Raw genomic sequence first — 19,662 nt, forward strand, 5'->3', positions numbered from 1 at the left:
TTTGGATAGACTGGTTATTTCAGGGGGGCATGCGTTGTGCGGGCGCGTTGCCATTGACGGCGCCAAAAATGCGCTTCTCCCTCTTATGACGGCCTCGTTGCTGACAACCGATCCGCTTCATTTGCACAATGCGCCTCCGCTGGCCGACACCTTCACCATGATGCGTTTACTTCAACACCTAGGCGTGGATGCCCACTATCATCCAAATCACAAAAAGATTGCTTTGTGCGCGTCTGTCATCCAAACAGAGAAAGCACCCTATGACATTGTGCGTAAGATGCGTGCGTCGATTTTGGTTTTGGGACCTCTGCTTGCACGCCACGGGCATGCCCATGTTTCTTTGCCCGGGGGATGTGCCATTGGCTTGAGGCCCGTTAATCTTCACATTGATGCGCTTCAAAGCCTGGGGGCGTTGATCACCTTAGAAGACGGTTATATTCATGCGCGCGCACCCCAGGGCGGACTGCGCGGCGGCGTTTACACCTTTCCTTCCGTTTCCGTCACGGGGACAGCCAATTTGCTGATGGCGGCAACCTTGGCTCGCGGAGGCACCACCATTCACAACGCTGCCACAGAGCCTGAAATCACAGATCTGGCCACCTGCCTGATCTCTATGGGTGCCACCATCGAGGGCTTGGGCACACGCACCCTTACCATCACCGGCACATCCAGTCTCCATGGCGCCACACACACGGTGCTTCCTGACCGCATTGAAACCGGCACCTACATCCTGGCGGCCACCATCACGGGCGGCGATGTATATCTTGACAACACCACCCTTGACTTGCTGCCAACGTTTGTCTCCCTGCTTCAAAGCATGGGTGTTGTTTTTGACGAGCAAGACAATCACGTGCGCGTCAATAGCCCCCCACCGGGCGACATGCAGGGGGTGAATATTCAAACGGCGCCTTATCCGGGCTTTCCCACCGACCTGCAGGCGCAAACCATGGCACTGCTCACCCTTGTCAACGGACAAAGCCAGATTCAAGAAACGATTTTTGAAAACCGTTTGATGCACGTGGCTGAGCTGTTGCGTATGGGCGCGAAACTCTCTGTCAAAAACCACATTGTCCACATTGAAGGCCGGGAAAAACTCACCCACGCCTCTCTCATGGCCACTGACCTCAGGGCTTCAGCCTGTCTTGTGCTGGCCGCCTTAGCCACACAGGGAGAAAGCATCATCCAACGTCTTTATCACCTAGATCGTGGCTATTATAATCTTGAGCAAAAGCTGGCAGGCTGTGGTGCTGATATTCGGCGCGTATCCGGCGGACTACCCGCCCATAAAGCTGACACCTCCCACGCATTATAAAACCATCGGCCTGCGCAAAGTCTTTATCACGAACGCATGGCAGAAGAACATCCCACCACTGATACATTTTTTATAAAAGGCGACCTCCTCAGCTATCTGGTCAACATTCCTCACATTTTATAAAGCCTCCTGAATCAAGAACCTCTGCGTAAACGTCTGACCCACATCCGTTTCTCCCCCAAAAGCGCAATCCATCACAAACATTGTCAAATAACGTTTTTTTTAACACCTCTTTTTGTGCGCAAGACCACAAAAATCATAAAAAAAGCAATAAAGAAGACAGACTAGCCCGTCATGAATGCTTTTTTTGACAGAACCGACACAGTGAAGAATATTTTTTATTGTATTGGTTTACTTGATGACGTTTCGTTTTTTTCTTGCCCTGATGTCGGCCTCCCTTCCTTTTACACACAGTGCTCTTCCTGCCATGTATGGTGGTGATGATGATACATCCTGCAAGCAAGGGGCCTTTGCACCCTCAGCACCTCCCCTGCCTGCGCCTCTTCAGCATTTGGATGACAACGCTCGCAAGGATTTATTGAACAATCCGACCATACAAGGGTTTGATGATAATGGCCGCTCCCTATATATGACTCCACGCTTCACCCTGATAACTTTTCCTCATCAACAACACCTTCTACCCCCTCTTTTGAGCAATACGTAAAGGAAAGGGAGGAGGCGCTTGCCCGAATTGATCCTGACGTTATCACGGCACAGAAAATGAAGGAGAGAGAGGACCGCCTTTCAACCACCCCTAGCAAACCCGGCGCAAAAAAGAAAAAGAAGAAGAAAGGTCAAAGCCATCAACCACACAGTCGTAAGACACGCGTTGCCTCCTCTGCTGTAGCAGTGCCCAACTGGCATTCACCTTATCCACGCGCACCTGGTCATGAATGCACATGGCCCCATGCCCCTTATGAGAGCACTTCTTATCTCAGCCCTTCTCAACCTTACACACAACGGCGCACCCCTGCCTAATGGCGGGTATCTTCCTGCACCCTCTTTTGCACCTCCCTATTCCGGTGGCCAGGGTGGTGACATGTCTTCCCTAACCTATTCTCTGGAGAGTATGCAGGTTTCACAGCCATTCGCAGCATTTGTTTCACCAGAAAGATCTCCTTGGTCTGCACCTACAAGTGTTTATGGATCAAGCGAAACGCCCGCCTTGGGAACCGCTTCACATGTCTTTTTAAGACAACCAGCACACGAAAGGCGTCCTTTCTCCTGACAGGGACAGTATTTTTTGACATTCAACTGAAAGAGCTGTTTTTGCACCCCTGACACTTTGTGCGTGCTTGCACGCCTCATTCCCTCTTTTTTCTGGGCCCCTCTCTTCTCCTCATCCATATCTGCCTTCTTAACAAAAGGATTCAGACATGAATGGCTAATAAAGGCTTTCAATTACCTAGCTTTTCTTTTTTTACTTGAAAAAAGTAAAATAAATATACATTTTATATAAAAATAACAACATAAGTTATGTGGAGGTTTGTATGTGGGGTGTTATAGGTCTGTTTTTGTGTGCACTGCTTCATCATAAGCCCCTTTTTGCCACGGGGGCTCACCAGTGCAAACGTGCATCCGTCACTAATACCACCTGGGACGCTGATGCTCATACCCTCCAACAACCCATCTCTCCCAAAAAAGAGCCTACACCCCTGAAAAACTCAGGACCCATGGATAAAAGAAGTCTTTGCCTTGCTTTAATGAAGGAAGAAGGGATCTCGGCATCAAAAATCAGTAGAAAAACGGGCATTGCATCCCGCACGATTTACGCGTGGCTCGAAACTAACAAATCTGCCACCAGAAAAGGGGCATTATTTGTAGACTGGCTTTATGATGCTTTGTCAAGCGAAGGTAATATTGATTGGAGCACGTGTCCCAGACCTAACTTCTATCGCAAAAGAGTGTCCTTTTCTATGCTTCTGCCACCAGCACAAGAAACTCTATCCCTCCAAAAGGATCGGCCCTCAAGCCCCTGGCCAGACAACCCTCCTGAAGAAGCCTTGCCTCTTAACCCTTCAGAGCCGGCACGCGCGCGCAGCCCTTTAGACGAAGAAGAAGCTTTGGCTGAAGCGCCGCAGACGCCGCCCTTCATTTCCTATGTGCCCTCTGTTTATCGACCTCAGCCCACACCTATACTTTTGGCCCCAGAAGACCTTTCCGATCAGTTGCACACAACAGCTGCCCCCCGACTTTTGTTGCCTCTTTATATGAAGGCATGGTGTTTTCATCGTGAAAAATTGGACCTGCTTGAGCAGGCGCAGTATTTTCATCGCCAAAATCTTGATACCCTTCAGCAGGCCATCCTCAGCTTGCACCGCCATCAGTCAGATGAGCCCTTTCTCCACGACGCGCCCTTCCCTGGTTCAGCCCCTTTTCCAAGCCCGATGCCTGGCCCCTCCACTTCCTACAGACAACCACCACCTCCTACAACCCAAGACCCACCACCTGACACATCTGAAACTTCTTTTGACAGTTTGCTTGATAACTCTCTTGAATCCATCCCTTCCTTTAGCTCTGCAGAACCCAGTAGATCCAGCACCTCTTCGCTGACGTCTGAAAGCCTTAAAACCGACCCCTTAGGCGACAGCCATAACCTTGTGAAAAGACTGCATCATCACAGTGCGTTGATCATGCCCCCGCCCAAAAAACTTTAGCTCTGCAGAACCCAATAGATCCAGCACCCCTTCGCTGGCGTCTGAAAGCCTTAAAACCGAGCCCTTAAACAACAGCCATAACCTTGTGAAAAGGCTGCATCATCACAGTGCGTTTATCATGCCCCCGCCCAAAAAAGCCTACAAAAGAAGATTCTATACCGTTCACAGCACACCCTCACCTTCGGGTTCATGCATGCTGGACAGTGTGTCTTTCAGGGCTTTGAGCACCTCATCTGAAGACGGTTCTCCCACACAAGCACCTTGGGCCAATGAAGCTTTCCCGCCCCCACGTCCATCAAAGGATGTGAACACGGTTTTCAGCAAAGAAGGTGCGTCCAAGAGCGCCCCTTGTACGCCCAACACCACAGACGTCTTCCCGCCTTGGGGCGCGAGCATCACCAACACAGACACGGGGTTTTGATCACGCAGCTTGTCCACCATAACGCGCAGATCATCCATAGACATGCCTGGACAATGGCGCACACACAGGAAAATCCCTGAAGGCGTTGTGGCGGTGGCCTCTTTGATATCGGTGGCGGAGGTTTGTGGCCCTTGCTTGGCGCGCAAGCCCAGAGCTTTCTTCTCCTGCAGCACTGCATCAATCTTATCTGTCAAGGTCTCAAGCGAGGCCCCAAGCAGGGTTTTGGCTTGACCCAACACCTGATCAAGGTGGCGCACATAGTCCTCGGCAGCCTCAGCGGCGCAGGCTTCAATACGACGCACGCCTTTGGCCACCCCTGATTGAGACACAATTTTAAAAAACCCAAGCTCACCTGTGTTGCACACGTGGGTGCCACCACACAGCTCTTTTGAAAAAGGGAGGGCTTCGTCCCCCATGGAAACCACGCGCACCTGGTCCCCATAACGCTCTCCAAAAAGAGCCATGGCCCCACCTTCCCGTGCGGCCTCAGGCGTCATGATGTGGGTGTGCACAACCTTGGCTTCACGAATGTGGGCATTCACCATGGCTTCAATACGCATGCACTGATCGGGCGTTAAGGCCCCTTGATGGCTGAAATCAAAACGTAGACGGCTAGGCGTCACCAATGACCCTTTTTGAATGACGTGATCGCCCAACACGCGTCGCAGCGCTGCATGCAAAAGATGGGTGGCAGAGTGGTGAACCGCCAAAGCCTGGCGCCGGCTCTCATCCACAACCAAGCGTACACGTTGCCCCACACGAAATCTTCCTGACACCATGCGGGCATGATGCAAGATAAGGTCGTGGGCGACCTGGGTGTCCACGACTTCCGCGCGCCCGCCTTCCTCTCCTTCAAGGGTGCCACAATCGCCCTGCTGGCCACCGGCTTCACCATAAAAAGGGGTGGCATCAAATACAAGCTGGGCCGCTTGCCCTTCAGCCACCTCATCTACGCGTTGTCCGTCCACCACAATGGCTCGCAGCGTAGCCTCATGGGCGGGGGCATCATGCCCCACAAACGCAGAAGGGGGTAAAGCTTTTTGAAGCTCGGTATACACACCTTCTGAGGATGCCACTGTAAAGCGTTGCCCCAAACGGGCACGTTTTTTCTGCGCAGACAGAGCCTCATCAAACCCCTGACGGTCGAAAGTCAGCTGTTTTTCCGCCAACAAATCTTCTAACACATCCACCGGTAATCCATAGGTATCATAAAGCAAAAAAGCATCCTCACCTTTGAGCGTGCCACCGGGCGCAAGGTCGGCTATTTTTTTCTGAAACACCCCTTCACCCCGATCCAGCGTTTCGGCAAACCCTTTTTCCTCAGAGGTAAGCGTTGTGGTAATGAAGGAAGAAGCTTGCGCTAACTCACCATGACTTGCCCCCATGGTACTGACAAGGGCGGGGAACACATCGGCCAAAAAAGGCGTGCGCGCGCCCAAGGTTGTACCATGCCGCATCGCGCGCCTGAGAATCCGCCGCAGCACATACCCGCGCCCTTCAATGCTGGGCACCACCCCATCAGCCATCAAAAAAGCCCCAGCCCGCACATGGTCAGCAATGACGTTGAACGAGGCATGATGCTGAGGCGTCTGTGGGTATGACAAGACGTCAGAGATTTTCTTTTTGAGCGCAAGAAAAATGTCGGTTTCATAGTTATCATCTGTGCCTTGCATCACGGCCGCGAGACGCTCAAGCCCGATGCCCGTGTCCACACCAGGATGAGGTAGAGGCGATTGCGTGCCATCTTTTTTCTGGTCAAATTGCATAAACACTAGATTCCAGATTTCTACAAAGCGCCCGCCATCTTCGTCTGCCGTACCAGGTAAGCCCCCCGGCAGATGCGCGCCATGGTCATAGAAAATCTCTGTACACGGACCGCAAGGCCCTGTTTCGCCCATGGACCAAAAATTATCATCCCCTTCAATCGACAAAATGCGATCGTCCGTAAATCCCGTCACCTTGCGCCAAAGACGGCGTGCCTCTGTGTCGGTGGGGTAAACGGTGATCCACAGGCGCGCTGGGTCAAGCCCCAACGTTTGGGTCAGAAATGTCCAAGCATAGACAATGGCCTCTTCCTTAAAATAATCACCAAAGGAAAAATTACCCAACATTTCAAAAAAGGTATGGTGCCGTTTGGTGTAGCCCACCATATCCAGATCATTGTGCTTTCCCCCGGCGCGCACACATTTTTGTGCTGAGGCCGCTTTGGTGAATGGGCGCGTTTCATCCCCCATAAAAACACGCTTGAACGGCACCATGCCAGCATTGACAAACAAAAGCGACGGATCGTCTTGAGGGACCAGCGGCACAGAAGGCACAATCGCATGATTGCAGGTTTTGAAAAAATCTAAAAAGGTCTGTCTTAATACCGCTGCCGTTTGCATAACTTAATCCAACTTCTTACACACCATCGCTTCATGGGGCTACCCCCCTTAGGTAAAGCGACGCACATCTATTTGCATCCCATCATAGGCGGGCACCACACCTGCTGGCAATTGGTTTTTCAGGGCGTCATAATCTAAAAAAGAGCTCATGTGAATCAGCACGGCCAGTTCAGGCTTGATGTAAGAAATCCATGACAGCACTTGCGCTAAATCGGCGTGTCCCACCCTGGCCTTGGTGTCTAAACAGCCCACAAACCACAAGCGCACACCTTTCAAAAGCGTGAGGGCTTCTTCTGAAAGATGCTTCACATCGGTTGAATACGCCCACGTACCAAAATGATAGCCCACCGACTCAATTGCCCCATGATGTTGCATAAACGTCTTCACGGTTTGCCCCTGCCACGTAAAAGAAGGCCGAAGCGTGTGGGGCTGAAAAAAAGGCTTATAAAAGGCCGGGCATGTATCCCCTTGACCATCATCAATCAAATAGCCAAAAGCTTGGCGCACAACATCCAGCGTGACCTCATCACCATAAAGCGGAATGTTTTGTCCATGGGCATAAGCCATAGGTTTGATTTCATTCAGCCCCAGCACATGGTCAGCATGGGCATGGGTGAGAAACACACCATGAACCTTTTGAATCCCTTCCCGCAACAGCTGCGCCTTCAGATCAGGCCCGGCGTCTATCAGCCACGTTTCTTCTTGTGACTCAATGGCCAACGAAGTGCGCGTGCGCCGATTTTTGGGATTAGCTGGATCGCACGCCCGCCAGTCTCCCAAAATAGAAGGTACTCCTGCCGATGAACCACACCCCAAAACCCTCAGGTGCATGGCGGTGATGCTTTCGCAAAGAGGGTAAAAAAATTATCCGTTGTCGCGCGGGCAACGTCGTCAAAAGAAAGGCCCCGAAGCTCAGCCAATTTTTCGGCCGTATAACGCACAAACGCAGATTCATTTCGCTTGCCCCGATGGGGGTGCGGCGCAAGAAAGGGGGCATCGGTTTCTACCAACACACGATCCAAGGGGGCATAGCGCGCCACCTCTTGCACCACCTCGGCTTTTTTAAAAGTAAGGATGCCAGAAAAAGAGAGATAGCACCCCAAGTCAAGACAGGCTTTGGCAAAGGCCAAGCTGCCCGAAAAGCAATGGATCACGGCACGCAGCCCCCACGTCTTGACCCCTTCTTTGAGCATGGCAGCCGTGGCTTCCTCAGCATCACGGGTGTGCACCACCAGGGGAAGATCCAGGGTGTGCCCCGCCTCCATATGACAAGCAAAAAGCGCTTCTTGATGGGCAGCATCAAAGGGAGTGTGGAAAAAATCAAGCCCCGTCTCCCCCAGGCCCACCACCTTTTTATGGGACGCCTGCGCGCACAGGGTGTGCGTGAGCCCCTCTTGATCCACATCCTTGCTATCACAGGGGTGCACACCGATGGTGGCATAAAGGTCGGGGTAGGTATCCGCAAGCGCCAGCACCTTTGACCACCCTTGCGGTTTGGTGCCAATAGAGAGCACCGTTCCCACGCCCGCCTCACGGGCACGCGCCCACAAGAGGTCGTGCTCATGCTCAAACTCTTCAAAATCCCAGTGAGCGTGAGAATCCACAAGCATCGCGTTGACCATTTGGTGACATTGCTTCAACTATAACTGCGAACCAGACTGCCCGCAAGCAATGTCCACCCATCCGCCAACACAAAGAAAATCACCTTAAAAGGCAAAGACAACATCATGGGCGGGAGCATCATCATGCCCATCGACATCACAACTGATGCCACCACTAAATCAATCACCAGAAAGGGAATAAAAATCAAAAACCCAATCTCAAAGGCACGCTTCAGCTCAGACAACATAAAAGCCGGAATCAAAATGCGAAAAGGCGTTTCGTGAGGTTCTTTGATTTCTTGTATTTTTCCCATATCCATAAAGGCCGCCAGCTCTCTTTTGCCCACGTGTTTAAGCATAAACGTGCGGAAGGGTTCAGACGCACGCTCAAGCGCTTTTTCTTCCGAAATTTTGGATGCTAAATAGGGTGCAATACCTTGCTGATAGGACTCATCCAAGGTGGTGTGCATGGTAAAAAACGTAAGAAAAAGCCCCAAACTGATCAGCACACTGGTGGGGGGGGACTGCCCCAATCCCAGGGCATGACGCAATAAAGAGAGCACCACCACAATGCGCGTAAATGAGGTTACCATCACCAAAATCGACGGCGCCAACGACAACACCGTCAACAAAGCCATCAGCGTCAGCAGACGCGCAGAAAATGAACCCTCATTTAAATTAAGGGTCAGTTTTTCGGCATAAAGAGGCTGTGTGATCACCAGGGATACAACGAAGAAAAAAAGAGAACGAATCTTTATTGGCAGACGGACGAAGGGTATGATCATTTTTTCATGGCGGGTGGAAAATCTTTTTGTTCATCAAAGAGGGTGACATGATCCCCTTTGGGTGAAATCAGAATCATGCCCTGACTGAAGGGGCACGAAAAAAGCACAATTTTGCGATCTCCATCTAACGGACACACATCTAATACACGAGTCATTTTGCCTGTGTTTTTTCGTGACGATGGCCACCCCATATCCCGCACGAAAAAGCGCACAAACCATGCCAGGAAAAACACAGCCAAAAGTCCAAAAGCTATTTTGAGCAACTCGTGATCTGAAAAATACTCTTGTATATCCAGCATAACTGCGTCCATAGTCACTGATAGAGCTTGGCAACGCTGTGTTGAGAGTTCACCACATTGATGGCCCCTGAATGATCCTTGGTGATTTTGCCAATGGCTTCTGTCAGGTCCTCCCAGAGCCCTTGCAACTTTCCCAAATTTTCGGAGGATACCACCTCTTGCCCCAAAAGCTCGGTAAGATAGGCCTCATTTTTTTCAAAAAGGATTTTGAGCGTGTCATTCATATGCGCTTTGAGGCGATTTTTCATTTCTTGTGACAATAAAAGTTGATGCTCAAATATTGTCTTCAATAAATCATCTGAAGCCATATCATGTATCCTCACAAAAAGATTTATCCATAAATTTCAGGAAAATACTTTACATCTTCTTAAGAAAAACAATCTAGCGTACAGAAAAACACAAACATCTTCTGACAACGCTGCCCATCATGAATGTTTTTTCTATGATCAACGCCCGCATGGACCACGAAACTGGCTCTTTACGTGTGACGTCAGAAAATATGGCCAACCTGCACACCGCCCGCTATAAGGCCCGCATGACCTTGCCGCTTCAATTTGATGAGGCCATGAAAGATCTGGACCTTGTATGCACACAAAAAGGGCATATGCACGGGCACCCCGTTTCACCGCACCTGAATATTGTAGAAGATAAGACAGGCATTCCCTCGCTTACAGGCAACACCGTGGCCTATGGGCATGAGCTTGAAAAAGCCAACCAATCCTCAAACTGGCATGGACAGATGGTGCGTTTTTATCATGCCAATCTCCAGATGCTGTCTGAAGTGCTGAAAAAGACCTAATCGCTTATGCAGTCTGTTTTGCCCTCCCTTTATCAATCATGGCACGTGCTGTCTCGCGGCATGCAGATCCAATCTACAAGGGCCCTGATTGCCGCCCAAAACTTTACCAACGCTGAAAGCGTGGGGCGCACGCCGGATGAGTCACCCTATGTGCGCAAAATGGTAGAAATCCAGGCTGACAGTCAGCCGTTTTCTAACGTGGTCATGCCCAAAATTCGGAAAATTTCTGATGACCCGGCGCCTCCACGCATGGTCTATATGCCAGGTCACCCCGCAGCTGATAGCAAAGGGCTCGTCAAAACACCGCACATCAACAAACCCCTTGAGGCCATGGATTTTAAAGACGCCAACCTTGGCACGGCAGGATGTGCCCGGCTTTATGCCCTCACCACCCACATGCTCCAAAGCGTGCATAATTTGATGAAGCAAGACGTATGACGCTCCCTCCGCCTGTGGGCATTCCGCCTATCCCTGTTGTCTCACACTTATCCTTAACGCCGGTGCCTGAAGCTGGTCATACAGCCGCAAGCATGACAACCCCCTTTGTTGAGCTTGTGGGCAACACCGCCAAGCAAACCCGCGACATGCTGAGTGAGGCGGAGTATCTTGAAAAGCAGGCAGCAGCTGGTCTGGCTGACCCCCAAGATGTGGCCACCAACGTTGTCAGCGCCCGCGCCATGGTGCAACAATTTTCTTCCCTTCTGCGCGCATCCGTGGCGGCCTATCAAGAGGTGATGCGCATCAACCTCTAACCCTTGGGTGAACGGCAAATCTACCCTATGCTCCCCCTTTTGCTGCCCTCTACAACCCCAGCCATGCTGGGGTACACGAATCGTCGTCAACATCAGAAGTATTGAATACGACATATATTTTAAATAATTTATATATTTCATCCCCATACTCCACACCCCTTTCTTTTTGCCTATCAAAAACAAAAATAAGGTCAAAATAAAAAGGTTTGTCCATTTTATGTCTTGTTTTTCTTTTTTCGTCTTGCTGTGGATGGCCGCAGGTGGGACAACCCAGGGGTATGCTGTCTATAACCGGCATCTTGACCTGCCTGACTACAGTCACCTTTCATCTTCACCAAGCTCACACTCACAATCACATTCAGAGGCCTCAGCCCCCCCTTGGGATGCTTTCTCCCCCCCCCTCACAACCCGTCACCCAACCTCTCAGGATGAACAACCTCACCGCCCAAGATTTGTTAGATCGCATAGAGCCGCTGACCTTTAAGGAAAAAAAGGAGGTAGTGGCAACCTTAACGAACCTTCGTTCCTATAATTATCATATTGTGACTTTTCTGGAAGATGGCGGCAGGGGTGATGCTGTGCCTCACGTGCGAAAAGCGCTTTCTTACGTCATTCATGAAGAGCTTATGGGGCCTTATGTCCATGATTTTGTGAAAGCCCATGTCAGCCAACTCGAAGATCATATTGCTAAGGCCACGTCCAACAAAAAAAGAAAGCTGCATAGCGCTCTCAAGCAATCATCTCGCCATAAAAAACAGGATATTTGCGCAGTATATAAAAGAATCCGCATGCCCGGACGCATTTTTCACAGCCACGAACAAGGCGAGCCCTTACATACCTTGTTTCCCAAAAAGGCTTATGATTTTTTTACGCATAATTTTCGCTCTCAAACACTCACTGGCGGTGCTTTAGAGCACTGTTATTATCACAACCGCGGATTTCACAAACGAAGTACACGGAAAAAAATCATGAAACCCATTCACGCCTATCTGGAACAACATGCCGACCATACGTTCATTGAAACGCACCAAGGGTTATGGAATGTCGCCTACAATAACGCGGACGTGGTGGAGAAACGACGCCTTAAAAAGATGTTAAAGAAAAGTGAAAAAAAATGCCCACGCTGAGAGAAAACAGCCCTATCACCACATCTTCTTGTCGACAGCTTTTGATCCATAAAGAGCCTCGGCGATCTGCACGGCATTAAGGGCGGCTCCTTTTCTGAGGTTGTCTGCCGCCGCCCAAAACGCCACGGTGCTGGGTGAAGGCACACGCAGCCGGCCCAAAAATACCTTATCTTCACCCGCCACCTCCATCACAGAAAAAGGGTTCTCTGGCATCACACAACCTGGAGCCTTTTCAAGCAATGTACGCGCCTCTTTCAAAGAGGTGGGTCTGCCCACATCCACCACAACCGAGAGGCCATGACCCACCAACGTAGGCACACGCACAGAGGTGGCTATCACCTCAATCTGACGGCCCAAAATGGTGCGGGTTTCTTGCTGAATCTTGTCTTCTTCACCTGAAACGCCCCTATCATCCACGTCGCCGATGCGCGGCAGCACATTGCAGGCAATGGGGGCGTCAAAAGGACTAACTACACGCTGATTTTCCACCTTCGCCTTCTGGCTTATCTCATTTTGGAAGCCCTCTTCCCCGTTTGTTGCTTCTTGACTTTTTATTGCCTGAGAGGCGCGCTCCCTCATCACAGCGCTCATTTCGGCAAGCAAGGTATCCATGCCCTGCTTGCCTGCCCCCGACACAGACTGATAGGTCGAGACCACAACGCGCACCACACCCAACGCCTTGTGAAGCGGCGCCAACGCCATCACCAAAGGAATCACCACACAATTGGGGCTACACACAATTTGCGTGTCGGCCCTTTGCAAAAGCTCACCATTCACTTCGGGCACCACCAGAGGAGCCTGCTGGCGATAGAGCGCCGATTTATCAATGATGCGTGCGCCTCGCTCAAGGGCATCAGGCAAAACCCTGCGCGCAACCTGTTCGTCTACAGCTGAAAAGACAAGGTCATTCTCCTCAAACAGAAAACCTTCACAGCTACGCACCTCAAGAGCGCGATCCCCCATGAAAACATGGTCCCCTGCTGAGCGGGCTGACGCCAAGGCCACCACATGCGCGCTAGCAAAGGCTCGCTCATGCAAAATAGACAGAATCCCACGCCCAACGGCCCCCGTGGCGCCTAAGACAACAACGCGCACCCTGGCCCTTTCCTCCGCACCCACATATAGTCAAACGGAATGCCCGCCACCGGCAGCAGCAAGGCGTAAAGAATAATATTCCTGCCAGCACCCCACAAAATCCATGCACACAAAACCGTGCCACCCACACCCACCAAACGGCGAGACCACTTGGTCATACTGACTTTGCGCCAATACACAAAAACGCACAACGCATAAATGCCCACACTTGACACCACCGACACATCAATCACAAAACGCACCTGCGTGGCCAAATCACGACTCGACAGCATGATCAAACACACAAACAGCAAGAACGAGGAAATGATGATACCAAACACCGGCACGCCGCGGGTGTTGGTTTGGGCAAAAATCTTAGGAAAGAAACCATCTTCAGCCGCCCCCTTCGCCACCTGACCCATGGCCAAAATCCACGCATTCATGGCCGCCACACACACAACGATCACAAAAAAGGCCATCAGGCGCCCCGAGCCGCCCCCTAACAAGCGCTCCAACGCCAAGCTATAAGGCATCACCACTTGCGAAAGCTCATGCCGCGGCACAAGCCCCATCACAGAAACGCTGTTCAGCACATACAAACATAGGGCCAGCAACGTGCCCCATACCAAGGCCTTGGGTAAGGTTTTCTCAGGATTATCCACACTCCCTGCAGGCGCCGTAATGGCCTCAAGGCCCAAAAACCCCCACAACATCATCAACCCCGCATGGTTTAACACTTTATACCACGGCTCCGGCGTCGGATTGAACGGTTTGAGAAAATCCACCTGAAAGAAAAACAAAGCCGCCAAAGGAAACAGCACCAATGGAAAAAACTTAATCACCGTCAGGCACAGCTCCCACGTCCCCGATGCCTCAACCCCGTAAAGATTAAGCACCGTCAGCCCCACAAGCACGGCCGTTTCAAAAAAGAGAATCAACCACAAATCATGGGGCAACCCCAACAGCGTGCACATGGCCGATGCAATGCTGCCCAACACCGGCGCTGAACTCAGCCATGCCAACACCCAATATGTCCAGGCCACATAAAACCCCCACCGCCGGTTCACTCCCTTTGTCACATAGACATGAGGTCCGCCCGTAAAGGGATAAAGACGGCACAAGCCTGCAAACACCAGCGCCAAACACACAGCACCTGCCCCCGCCAGGCCCCACGCAAAAAGCCCCAGGGTGCCAAACGGCGCCAAGGTATGGGGAAAAAGAAAAACGCCCGACCCGACCTGGCTGCTCACCACAAAGGACAAAACAGCCCAAAACCCCATTTTATAATTTGACACGCGCCCACCTCTATTGCCGCAAAACACTGGCTCAGGATGGGCACTATTTATACCCGTGTCAAGCTTTTCGCACGTGGCTTTTCCCTTTGTAAGGACACGCTATTCATGAAAAGAACGTTTAGCACATCTATCATGACAACGATTTTGCGAAAACTGATGATATTGCTTGTGATTCTCTAGTGACTCCACGCTTCTCAACATATCACGATGGTTCAATGAATCATGAAACACTTCATGGTTCATCTGTTGATTACAAGCTTCGATACACCGCTGGTAGGATTGTCCAGACGCACTTTTTTGTGTGCGCGCCATCTGGGAAAGAGGTGGTCCATACGCGTTGGCACAAAACACCAGCAAAAAAAGAAAACCCAATCCACGCATCGCACGCACCCACAAAAAATCACCCCACCTATAATGTCTATTATAGAGCAAAAACTATTTAGAGAATATTACTATATGTCAAAATTTGACGAATAAGAAATATGCGCCTCTATAGGTAGACCTCGGGATGAAAGAGAGAGGACAAGCTTGGTCACGGCGTCAGGATCGTTGCAAAAAACCCGCAGGCGCGACGCCGACAGCCCAACCCCTTCTAGATGCATGGTTGCCATCAACACGACGATACAAAAGAAAGGTGCGGCCACACCAAGGGGGGGAGGTGGGCACAACACCTTGTATTTACATAGTATTTTATGAATGTTTAACGATGGGTTAACATACCCCCACTTTTCTTTTTTTTATTCATCCATGCTCAAGAGGTTCAAACCTTGGAGAAAAACCTCTCTCCTTGGAGCACGCACCCATATATTTTATAAAAAACGGGTCGCTTTGACAGGTCGTTTTGTAACGCCTGCACCACAGGCTAACCCTTTGCTTGAAAGGTGCATATCTTGTGCGTAAAATGCTTGTTCTCACAGGGGTTTTGTGCCACTCTTCTCAGGATACACAGGCACTTCCCTTTCCTGGTGATGGTTGTTTTTGCAGGCACGCGCAAACGTTTTTTTTGGCTGGGCCTTGTGGGCGGGGTTTTGTGGTTATGGCTTTATGGATTAGGCCTCTTTTATGCCTATATTCATTTTTGCGGCTGCCATCAACATATTCGCTATCAAGATGGGGTGGTGTTTACGGGCAGTCCTGGCCGCATTCAATCAGGCCTCAGCCTCTTGCGGAAAAAAAAGCTGCGGACACTGTTTATCTCGGGCGTGCGACCGACCTCAAAACACCGCCTTTTTGATAAAACTAAGGGATTGACCGTTTCTTTTGGGTTTGACGCTGGCAACACACGCGGCAACATCGAGGAAACCCGTATGTGGGCCAAACGCCATAACCTGTCTCATGTCACCTTGATCACGGCCGATTACCACATGCCCAGATGTTTGCTCCTTTTTCGTCGCTACGCCAACCATATTGGCACACACAGCTATTGCCTCAAAACCCCCCTTCATGAAAGAATTGTGCATGGATTTCAAGAGTATCAAAAATTCTTATGGTCGTGTGTGTGGGGACATTTGCCCAAGACAAACCCTGCGTCTTATGCAAAACGCCCTAAGATCTCTTAGCTTTGATGTGGTATTCTACACCGTGACCCTTGTGTGGGGCATTGTGTGTTTGCCCTTTCTCTTAGGACCACTGAGGTGGACGGTCACCATCAGCCGTCTGTGGTGTGGATGGACGTTGTGGCTGTTGCGTCATCTGGTCGGACTTGATTTTCGTGTCACCGGCGCCCTGCCTTCGCCTCCTTTTATCATTGCAGCCAAGCATGAGTCAGCGTGGGAAACCTTGGCCCTGACTTATCTCACCCATAACCCTGCGTTTATTTTAAAATCCAGCCTTCTTCACATGCCCATTTTAGGATGGTATTTCCAAAAATTAGGTATGATTCCTGTCAGAAGCACACACCCCACACAAAGCCTCAAACATATGTTGACTTGTGCAGACCATATCAAACAACAAGGGCGCCCTATGATTATTTTTCCAGAAGGCACCCGCGTCCATCCGGGCACAACACCGCCCCTTAAAACGGGACTTTGGCACTTATATCAGCACCTTCAGGTGCCGATTGTCCCTGTTTCTCTTGATTCAGGACAATTTTGGGGACGAAGGTCGTGGATCAAAAAACCAGGAAACATTCATGTTCACATTCACCCACCCTTTTTTAACCCCCATATCACAAAAACAGAACTATTAACCCACATCAAGCAGGCAATCAATGGCCAAGAAAACTAAGAAAAAAGCTCTTGTTTATACCCTTGCCGTCAGCCTTGCCGTTGTGTTGGTAGGGTTATGGTATGGCACAGATGTGTTTTTAGATCGCCTTATTGAGGCGCAGGTGAAACAACTCGAAACACAGGGTATCCACATCACCTGCGAAAAGCCCAAAATGAAAAGTTTTTCATGGAGCACACTGGGACATTATCGCCACTATAGCCAGGTGCGCTTTCAAAAGGATGGCCACACGTTTCTCATCATTCCTATGAGCACCTTGCACACACGTTGGCTGCTGTTGGGAAAGAAACGTGTGACGATCTCCTGTCGCGGCACCACCAAACTGATACAAAACGACACAACCTGTGTTTTTGAGAATCTCAGGCTTATCTATAAGGGTCATAAGAAGCATTGGTGGATTTCCATCACAAGCGCTGAGGGAAAAATTATGACTCAAGAGACGCACCTTGCGCTGATGTTTGAAAACCTGTCTCTAGAGGTTCACCCTGATGATGCCTCCAACTATAAGATAGGCGGCAATACAACCTTGGCCCTGCCTGCTTCTGTGCTCAAGAAAGAGCTTAGCGGCACCCTGGCCTTAGAGGCTCACACACCGTCACAAAGCCCCTTTTCTGTCGTTGTTATTGATGAATATGCCCTCGATTGCCTTGACACACGTTTTTTTGGCAAAGGAAAAATCACCACGCACCCCAAGCCCTGTCATGGATGGATTCAGGCCAACGTGAAGGATTGGAATTATCAAATTTCACTTCTGCTTTATCTTCTTTCCTTACAATTTCAAAAAAAATCAGAAATCAAGCAATTTCTCAACCTTCTCGTTACACAAAATATGAAGCAAAAACCAAAACTCACCTTTGTCTTTGAAGGGCCTGACATCAACATCCTTGAGTTTCCCTCCATTCATCTTCGGTTATCCTCTTGACTACTTGCTGAATCGTCTATGCCTTTTGATTACACAGGTCATTTTTCTGCTCTCATTGCTCGTGTCCATGCAGAAAAACGCTATCGTGTTTTTAGCCCCCTTGAAAAAAGGGTCGACACCTTTCCCCGCGCCCTATCGTACAAATCTCACAAAAAGGAAGTGGTGCTGTGGAGCACCAACGATTATCTGGGCTTGTCTATGTCTCAAGATGGCATTGATGCCTTGGCTGACCAGGCCCATCAAGGCGGGATTGGCGCTGGGGGCACACGCAATATCTCAGGCACGCACCCCCTGCACGTGGAGATTGAAAAAACACTTGCCACCCTTCACAACAAACCAAGCGCCCTTTTGTTTAACTCTGGCTATGCTGCGAATGAGTGGACACTCTACACCTTAGGGCGTCTTTTACCGCACTGTGTTATTCTTTCAGATGCTGAAAACCATGCGTCCATGATTGCTGGTATTCGCGCATCGGGCGCCACAAAAATCATTTTCCAACACAACGATATGGATCACCTCTCCCTTCTGTTGAAAACACTTCCTCAAGATGTGCCTAAGGTGATTGCCTGTGAGTCGGTGTATTCCATGAGTGGTGACTTTGCCAAACTTGAAGATCTGTGCACCTTGGCCAGGCAATATCATGCCCTCCTTTACCTGGATGAAGTGCACGCCGTGGGTCTTTATGGCCCTCAGGGAGGAGGACGCTCAGAAGCCACAGGCCTTACGCCCTACATTGATCTGATTCAAGGCACACTGGGCAAAGCCTTTGGCACGCTGGGCGGCTATATTGCCGGTGATGCTTGCCTGGTGGATATTATCCGCACCCATGCGTCTGGGTTCATTTTTTCCACAGCACTTCCGGCGCCTATTTTGGCGGCCAGCCTGGTCAATATTCACCGCGCTTGCCACACGCCAACATTGCGGGAAGAATTTTGGCATGCTGTGTATCACACCCGGGAAGCATTACTGGAGGCAGACCTCCCCATCAAGCCCACGCCGTCACACATTATCCCCTTGATTGTGGGCAACAGTCACCGATGTGAAATGATGAGCCAAACGCTGCTTGAAGAAGATGGCATTTATCTTCAGCCCATTAACTATCCCACCGTTCCCCGCGGGCAAGAACGTTTTCGCATTACGCCCCTTAGACCCCACACAAAGGGCATGATTCATGACTTGGTGCGCGCCTTGAAAAGACTGTGGCAAGACCCGCAGTCATCAGAGCATTCCGCCTAGAGGCCGTCGCGCGCGTGGCCATAAGAAAAGCACGTGATGTTTCTTGATAATCACCACATCAACCTTACCCAAAAATCATGAACGCCAAGCCTCAACACGAAGCGTGCATTATACCTCAACATGAGAGGTGGTTTTCGCTTGGCGCTGGCCAAAGGCACACACATCACGCACAACACACACAGCACACAAAGGTTTGCGGGCTTTGCACACATAGCGACCATGCAAAATAAGCAGATGATGCGCCGACGGCAAAAACGCCTTGGGCGTGACGCGCAACAGTTTTTCTTCCACCTCAAGAGGTGTTTTGCCTGTGGCCAGCCCCGTACGATTGGCGACGCGAAACACGTGTGTATCCACCGGGATGGTAGGTTGGTGAAACGCTATATTGAGCACCACATTGGCTGTTTTTCTGCCCACCCCTGGCAATGCGCACAGTGCCTCAAACGAGGACGGCACCACGCCTTCGTGCTTTTCAATCAGCAGATGGCTTAACGCCATAAGATGACGCGCCTTGGTAGGGTAAAGACCAATGGTGTGAATATGCGTTTTTAAGGCATCCTCACCCAGCGTCACCATGTCATGGGGTGTGCGGATATGTGCAAATAACGTTTTTGTGGCCTTATTCACACTGTCGTCTGTGGCCTGTGCAGACAGCACCACTGCCACCAACAGGGTGTAAGGATTATGAAACACAAGCTCTGTTTCTGCCCGTGCCACAGTCTGATCTAGCGTTTGAAAAAAAGTGAGCCGATCGCGCGCGTTCATTGTGATG

Annotated in this window: 21 protein-coding genes; 11 read left to right on the top strand and 10 right to left on the bottom strand. The window is 50.4% G+C overall.

Annotation, left to right across the window (positions count from 1 at the left end; genetic code table 11):
• The first annotated feature begins 1 nt into the window (after position 1).
• Positions 2 to 1,312 (top strand): UDP-N-acetylglucosamine 1-carboxyvinyltransferase, encoded by a 1,311-nt coding sequence (murA, locus tag IG82_RS0102290; RefSeq protein WP_031934027.1) that lies wholly within the window; start codon positions 2 to 4, stop codon positions 1,310 to 1,312.
• A gap of 358 nt (positions 1,313 to 1,670) precedes the next feature.
• Positions 1,671 to 1,976, top strand: a complete 306-nt coding sequence (locus IG82_RS0102310) for a hypothetical protein (RefSeq protein WP_031934028.1) — start codon at positions 1,671 to 1,673, stop codon at positions 1,974 to 1,976.
• Between the two features lie 90 nt (positions 1,977 to 2,066).
• On the opposite strand, the gene IG82_RS07165 is transcribed toward IG82_RS0102310, so the two are convergent.
• Positions 2,067 to 2,213, bottom strand: coding sequence for a hypothetical protein (locus IG82_RS07165; protein WP_156095323.1), 147 nt, complete (start codon positions 2,211 to 2,213; stop codon positions 2,067 to 2,069).
• Positions 2,214 to 2,985: 772 nt separating this feature from the next.
• On the opposite strand from IG82_RS07165, the gene IG82_RS0102325 reads away from it, so the two are divergent.
• A complete protein-coding gene (locus IG82_RS0102325) occupies positions 2,986 to 3,969 on the top strand; it encodes a hypothetical protein (RefSeq protein ID WP_172642861.1) in 984 nt (327 codons plus the stop codon).
• Positions 3,970 to 4,131: 162 nt separating this feature from the next.
• Here IG82_RS0102325 and alaS read toward each other — a convergent pair whose 3' ends face one another.
• The 6 genes from alaS to IG82_RS0102360 are packed head-to-tail and all read right to left on the bottom strand — an operon-like array spanning position 4,132 to position 9,767.
• Positions 4,132 to 6,774, bottom strand: a complete 2,643-nt coding sequence (alaS, locus tag IG82_RS0102335; RefSeq protein WP_031934032.1) for an alanine--tRNA ligase — start codon at positions 6,772 to 6,774, stop codon at positions 4,132 to 4,134.
• Between the two features lie 48 nt (positions 6,775 to 6,822).
• Positions 6,823 to 7,605, bottom strand: a complete 783-nt coding sequence (locus tag IG82_RS0102340) for an MBL fold metallo-hydrolase (protein ID WP_031934033.1) — start codon at positions 7,603 to 7,605, stop codon at positions 6,823 to 6,825.
• A complete protein-coding gene (locus IG82_RS0102345; protein ID WP_031934034.1) occupies positions 7,596 to 8,384 on the bottom strand; it encodes a TatD family hydrolase in 789 nt (262 codons plus the stop codon). Before IG82_RS0102345 ends, IG82_RS0102340 begins: the two co-directional genes overlap by 10 nt.
• Positions 8,385 to 8,410: 26 nt before the next feature.
• Positions 8,411 to 9,160 (bottom strand): flagellar type III secretion system pore protein FliP, encoded by a 750-nt coding sequence (gene fliP / locus IG82_RS0102350; RefSeq protein ID WP_031934035.1) that lies wholly within the window; start codon positions 9,158 to 9,160, stop codon positions 8,411 to 8,413.
• On the bottom strand, positions 9,157 to 9,471 hold the full coding sequence (locus IG82_RS0102355) for a hypothetical protein (RefSeq protein WP_135957991.1): 315 nt from the start codon (positions 9,469 to 9,471) through the stop codon (positions 9,157 to 9,159). The genes fliP and IG82_RS0102355 overlap by 4 nt, the downstream gene beginning before the upstream one ends.
• 2 nt (positions 9,472 to 9,473) lie before the next feature.
• Positions 9,474 to 9,767: a hypothetical protein gene (locus IG82_RS0102360; protein ID WP_031934037.1), complete on the bottom strand. Its 294-nt coding sequence runs from the start codon at positions 9,765 to 9,767 to the stop codon at positions 9,474 to 9,476.
• 119 nt (positions 9,768 to 9,886) lie between these two features.
• Between IG82_RS0102360 and IG82_RS0102365 the strand changes: the two genes are divergently transcribed.
• From IG82_RS0102365 to IG82_RS0102380, 4 genes are all read left to right on the top strand, one after another.
• Positions 9,887 to 10,258, top strand: a complete 372-nt coding sequence (locus IG82_RS0102365; protein ID WP_156095324.1) for a hypothetical protein — start codon at positions 9,887 to 9,889, stop codon at positions 10,256 to 10,258.
• Between the two features lie 6 nt (positions 10,259 to 10,264).
• Positions 10,265 to 10,696, top strand: a complete 432-nt coding sequence (locus IG82_RS0102370; protein WP_052545614.1) for a flagellar basal body rod protein FlgC — start codon at positions 10,265 to 10,267, stop codon at positions 10,694 to 10,696.
• Entirely contained in the window at positions 10,693 to 11,010 is a 318-nt protein-coding gene (locus IG82_RS0102375; RefSeq protein WP_031934040.1) for a flagellar hook-basal body complex protein FliE, read from the top strand. Before IG82_RS0102370 ends, IG82_RS0102375 begins: the two co-directional genes overlap by 4 nt.
• A gap of 278 nt (positions 11,011 to 11,288) precedes the next feature.
• Positions 11,289 to 12,137: a hypothetical protein gene (locus IG82_RS0102380; RefSeq protein ID WP_156095325.1), complete on the top strand. Its 849-nt coding sequence runs from the start codon at positions 11,289 to 11,291 to the stop codon at positions 12,135 to 12,137.
• 15 nt (positions 12,138 to 12,152) lie between these two features.
• Here the strand turns inward: IG82_RS0102380 and IG82_RS0102385 are convergent, their stop codons facing one another.
• Complete coding sequence (locus tag IG82_RS0102385; protein ID WP_031934042.1) at positions 12,153 to 13,232, bottom strand: aspartate-semialdehyde dehydrogenase; 1,080 nt, start codon at positions 13,230 to 13,232, stop codon at positions 12,153 to 12,155.
• The gene (locus IG82_RS0102390; RefSeq protein WP_031934043.1) at positions 13,214 to 14,506 is read right to left on the bottom strand and encodes an APC family permease; all 1,293 of its coding nucleotides are present in this window, start codon (positions 14,504 to 14,506) and stop codon (positions 13,214 to 13,216) included. The genes IG82_RS0102385 and IG82_RS0102390 overlap by 19 nt, the downstream gene beginning before the upstream one ends.
• Positions 14,507 to 15,474: 968 nt before the next feature.
• Here IG82_RS0102390 and IG82_RS06890 point away from each other — a divergent pair.
• The 4 genes from IG82_RS06890 to hemA are packed head-to-tail and all read left to right on the top strand — an operon-like array spanning position 15,475 to position 18,890.
• Positions 15,475 to 16,065: a YdcF family protein gene (locus IG82_RS06890; RefSeq protein WP_052545615.1), complete on the top strand. Its 591-nt coding sequence runs from the start codon at positions 15,475 to 15,477 to the stop codon at positions 16,063 to 16,065.
• 7 nt (positions 16,066 to 16,072) lie between these two features.
• Entirely contained in the window at positions 16,073 to 16,732 is a 660-nt protein-coding gene (locus tag IG82_RS0102410; RefSeq protein WP_216476129.1) for a lysophospholipid acyltransferase family protein, read from the top strand.
• Entirely contained in the window at positions 16,716 to 17,654 is a 939-nt protein-coding gene (locus IG82_RS0102415) for a hypothetical protein (protein WP_031934048.1), read from the top strand. The genes IG82_RS0102410 and IG82_RS0102415 overlap by 17 nt, the downstream gene beginning before the upstream one ends.
• 18 nt (positions 17,655 to 17,672) lie before the next feature.
• Positions 17,673 to 18,890 (top strand): 5-aminolevulinate synthase, encoded by a 1,218-nt coding sequence (hemA, locus tag IG82_RS0102420; protein ID WP_031934049.1) that lies wholly within the window; start codon positions 17,673 to 17,675, stop codon positions 18,888 to 18,890.
• A gap of 108 nt (positions 18,891 to 18,998) precedes the next feature.
• Here hemA and nth read toward each other — a convergent pair whose 3' ends face one another.
• Entirely contained in the window at positions 18,999 to 19,655 is a 657-nt protein-coding gene (gene nth, locus IG82_RS0102425; protein WP_031934050.1) for an endonuclease III, read from the bottom strand.
• Positions 19,656 to 19,662: the final 7 nt, after the last annotated feature.

Origin of the sequence: Candidatus Hepatobacter penaei, from assembly GCF_000742475.1 — a bacterium.
GTDB lineage: Bacteria > Pseudomonadota > Alphaproteobacteria > Holosporales > Hepatobacteraceae > Hepatobacter > Hepatobacter penaei.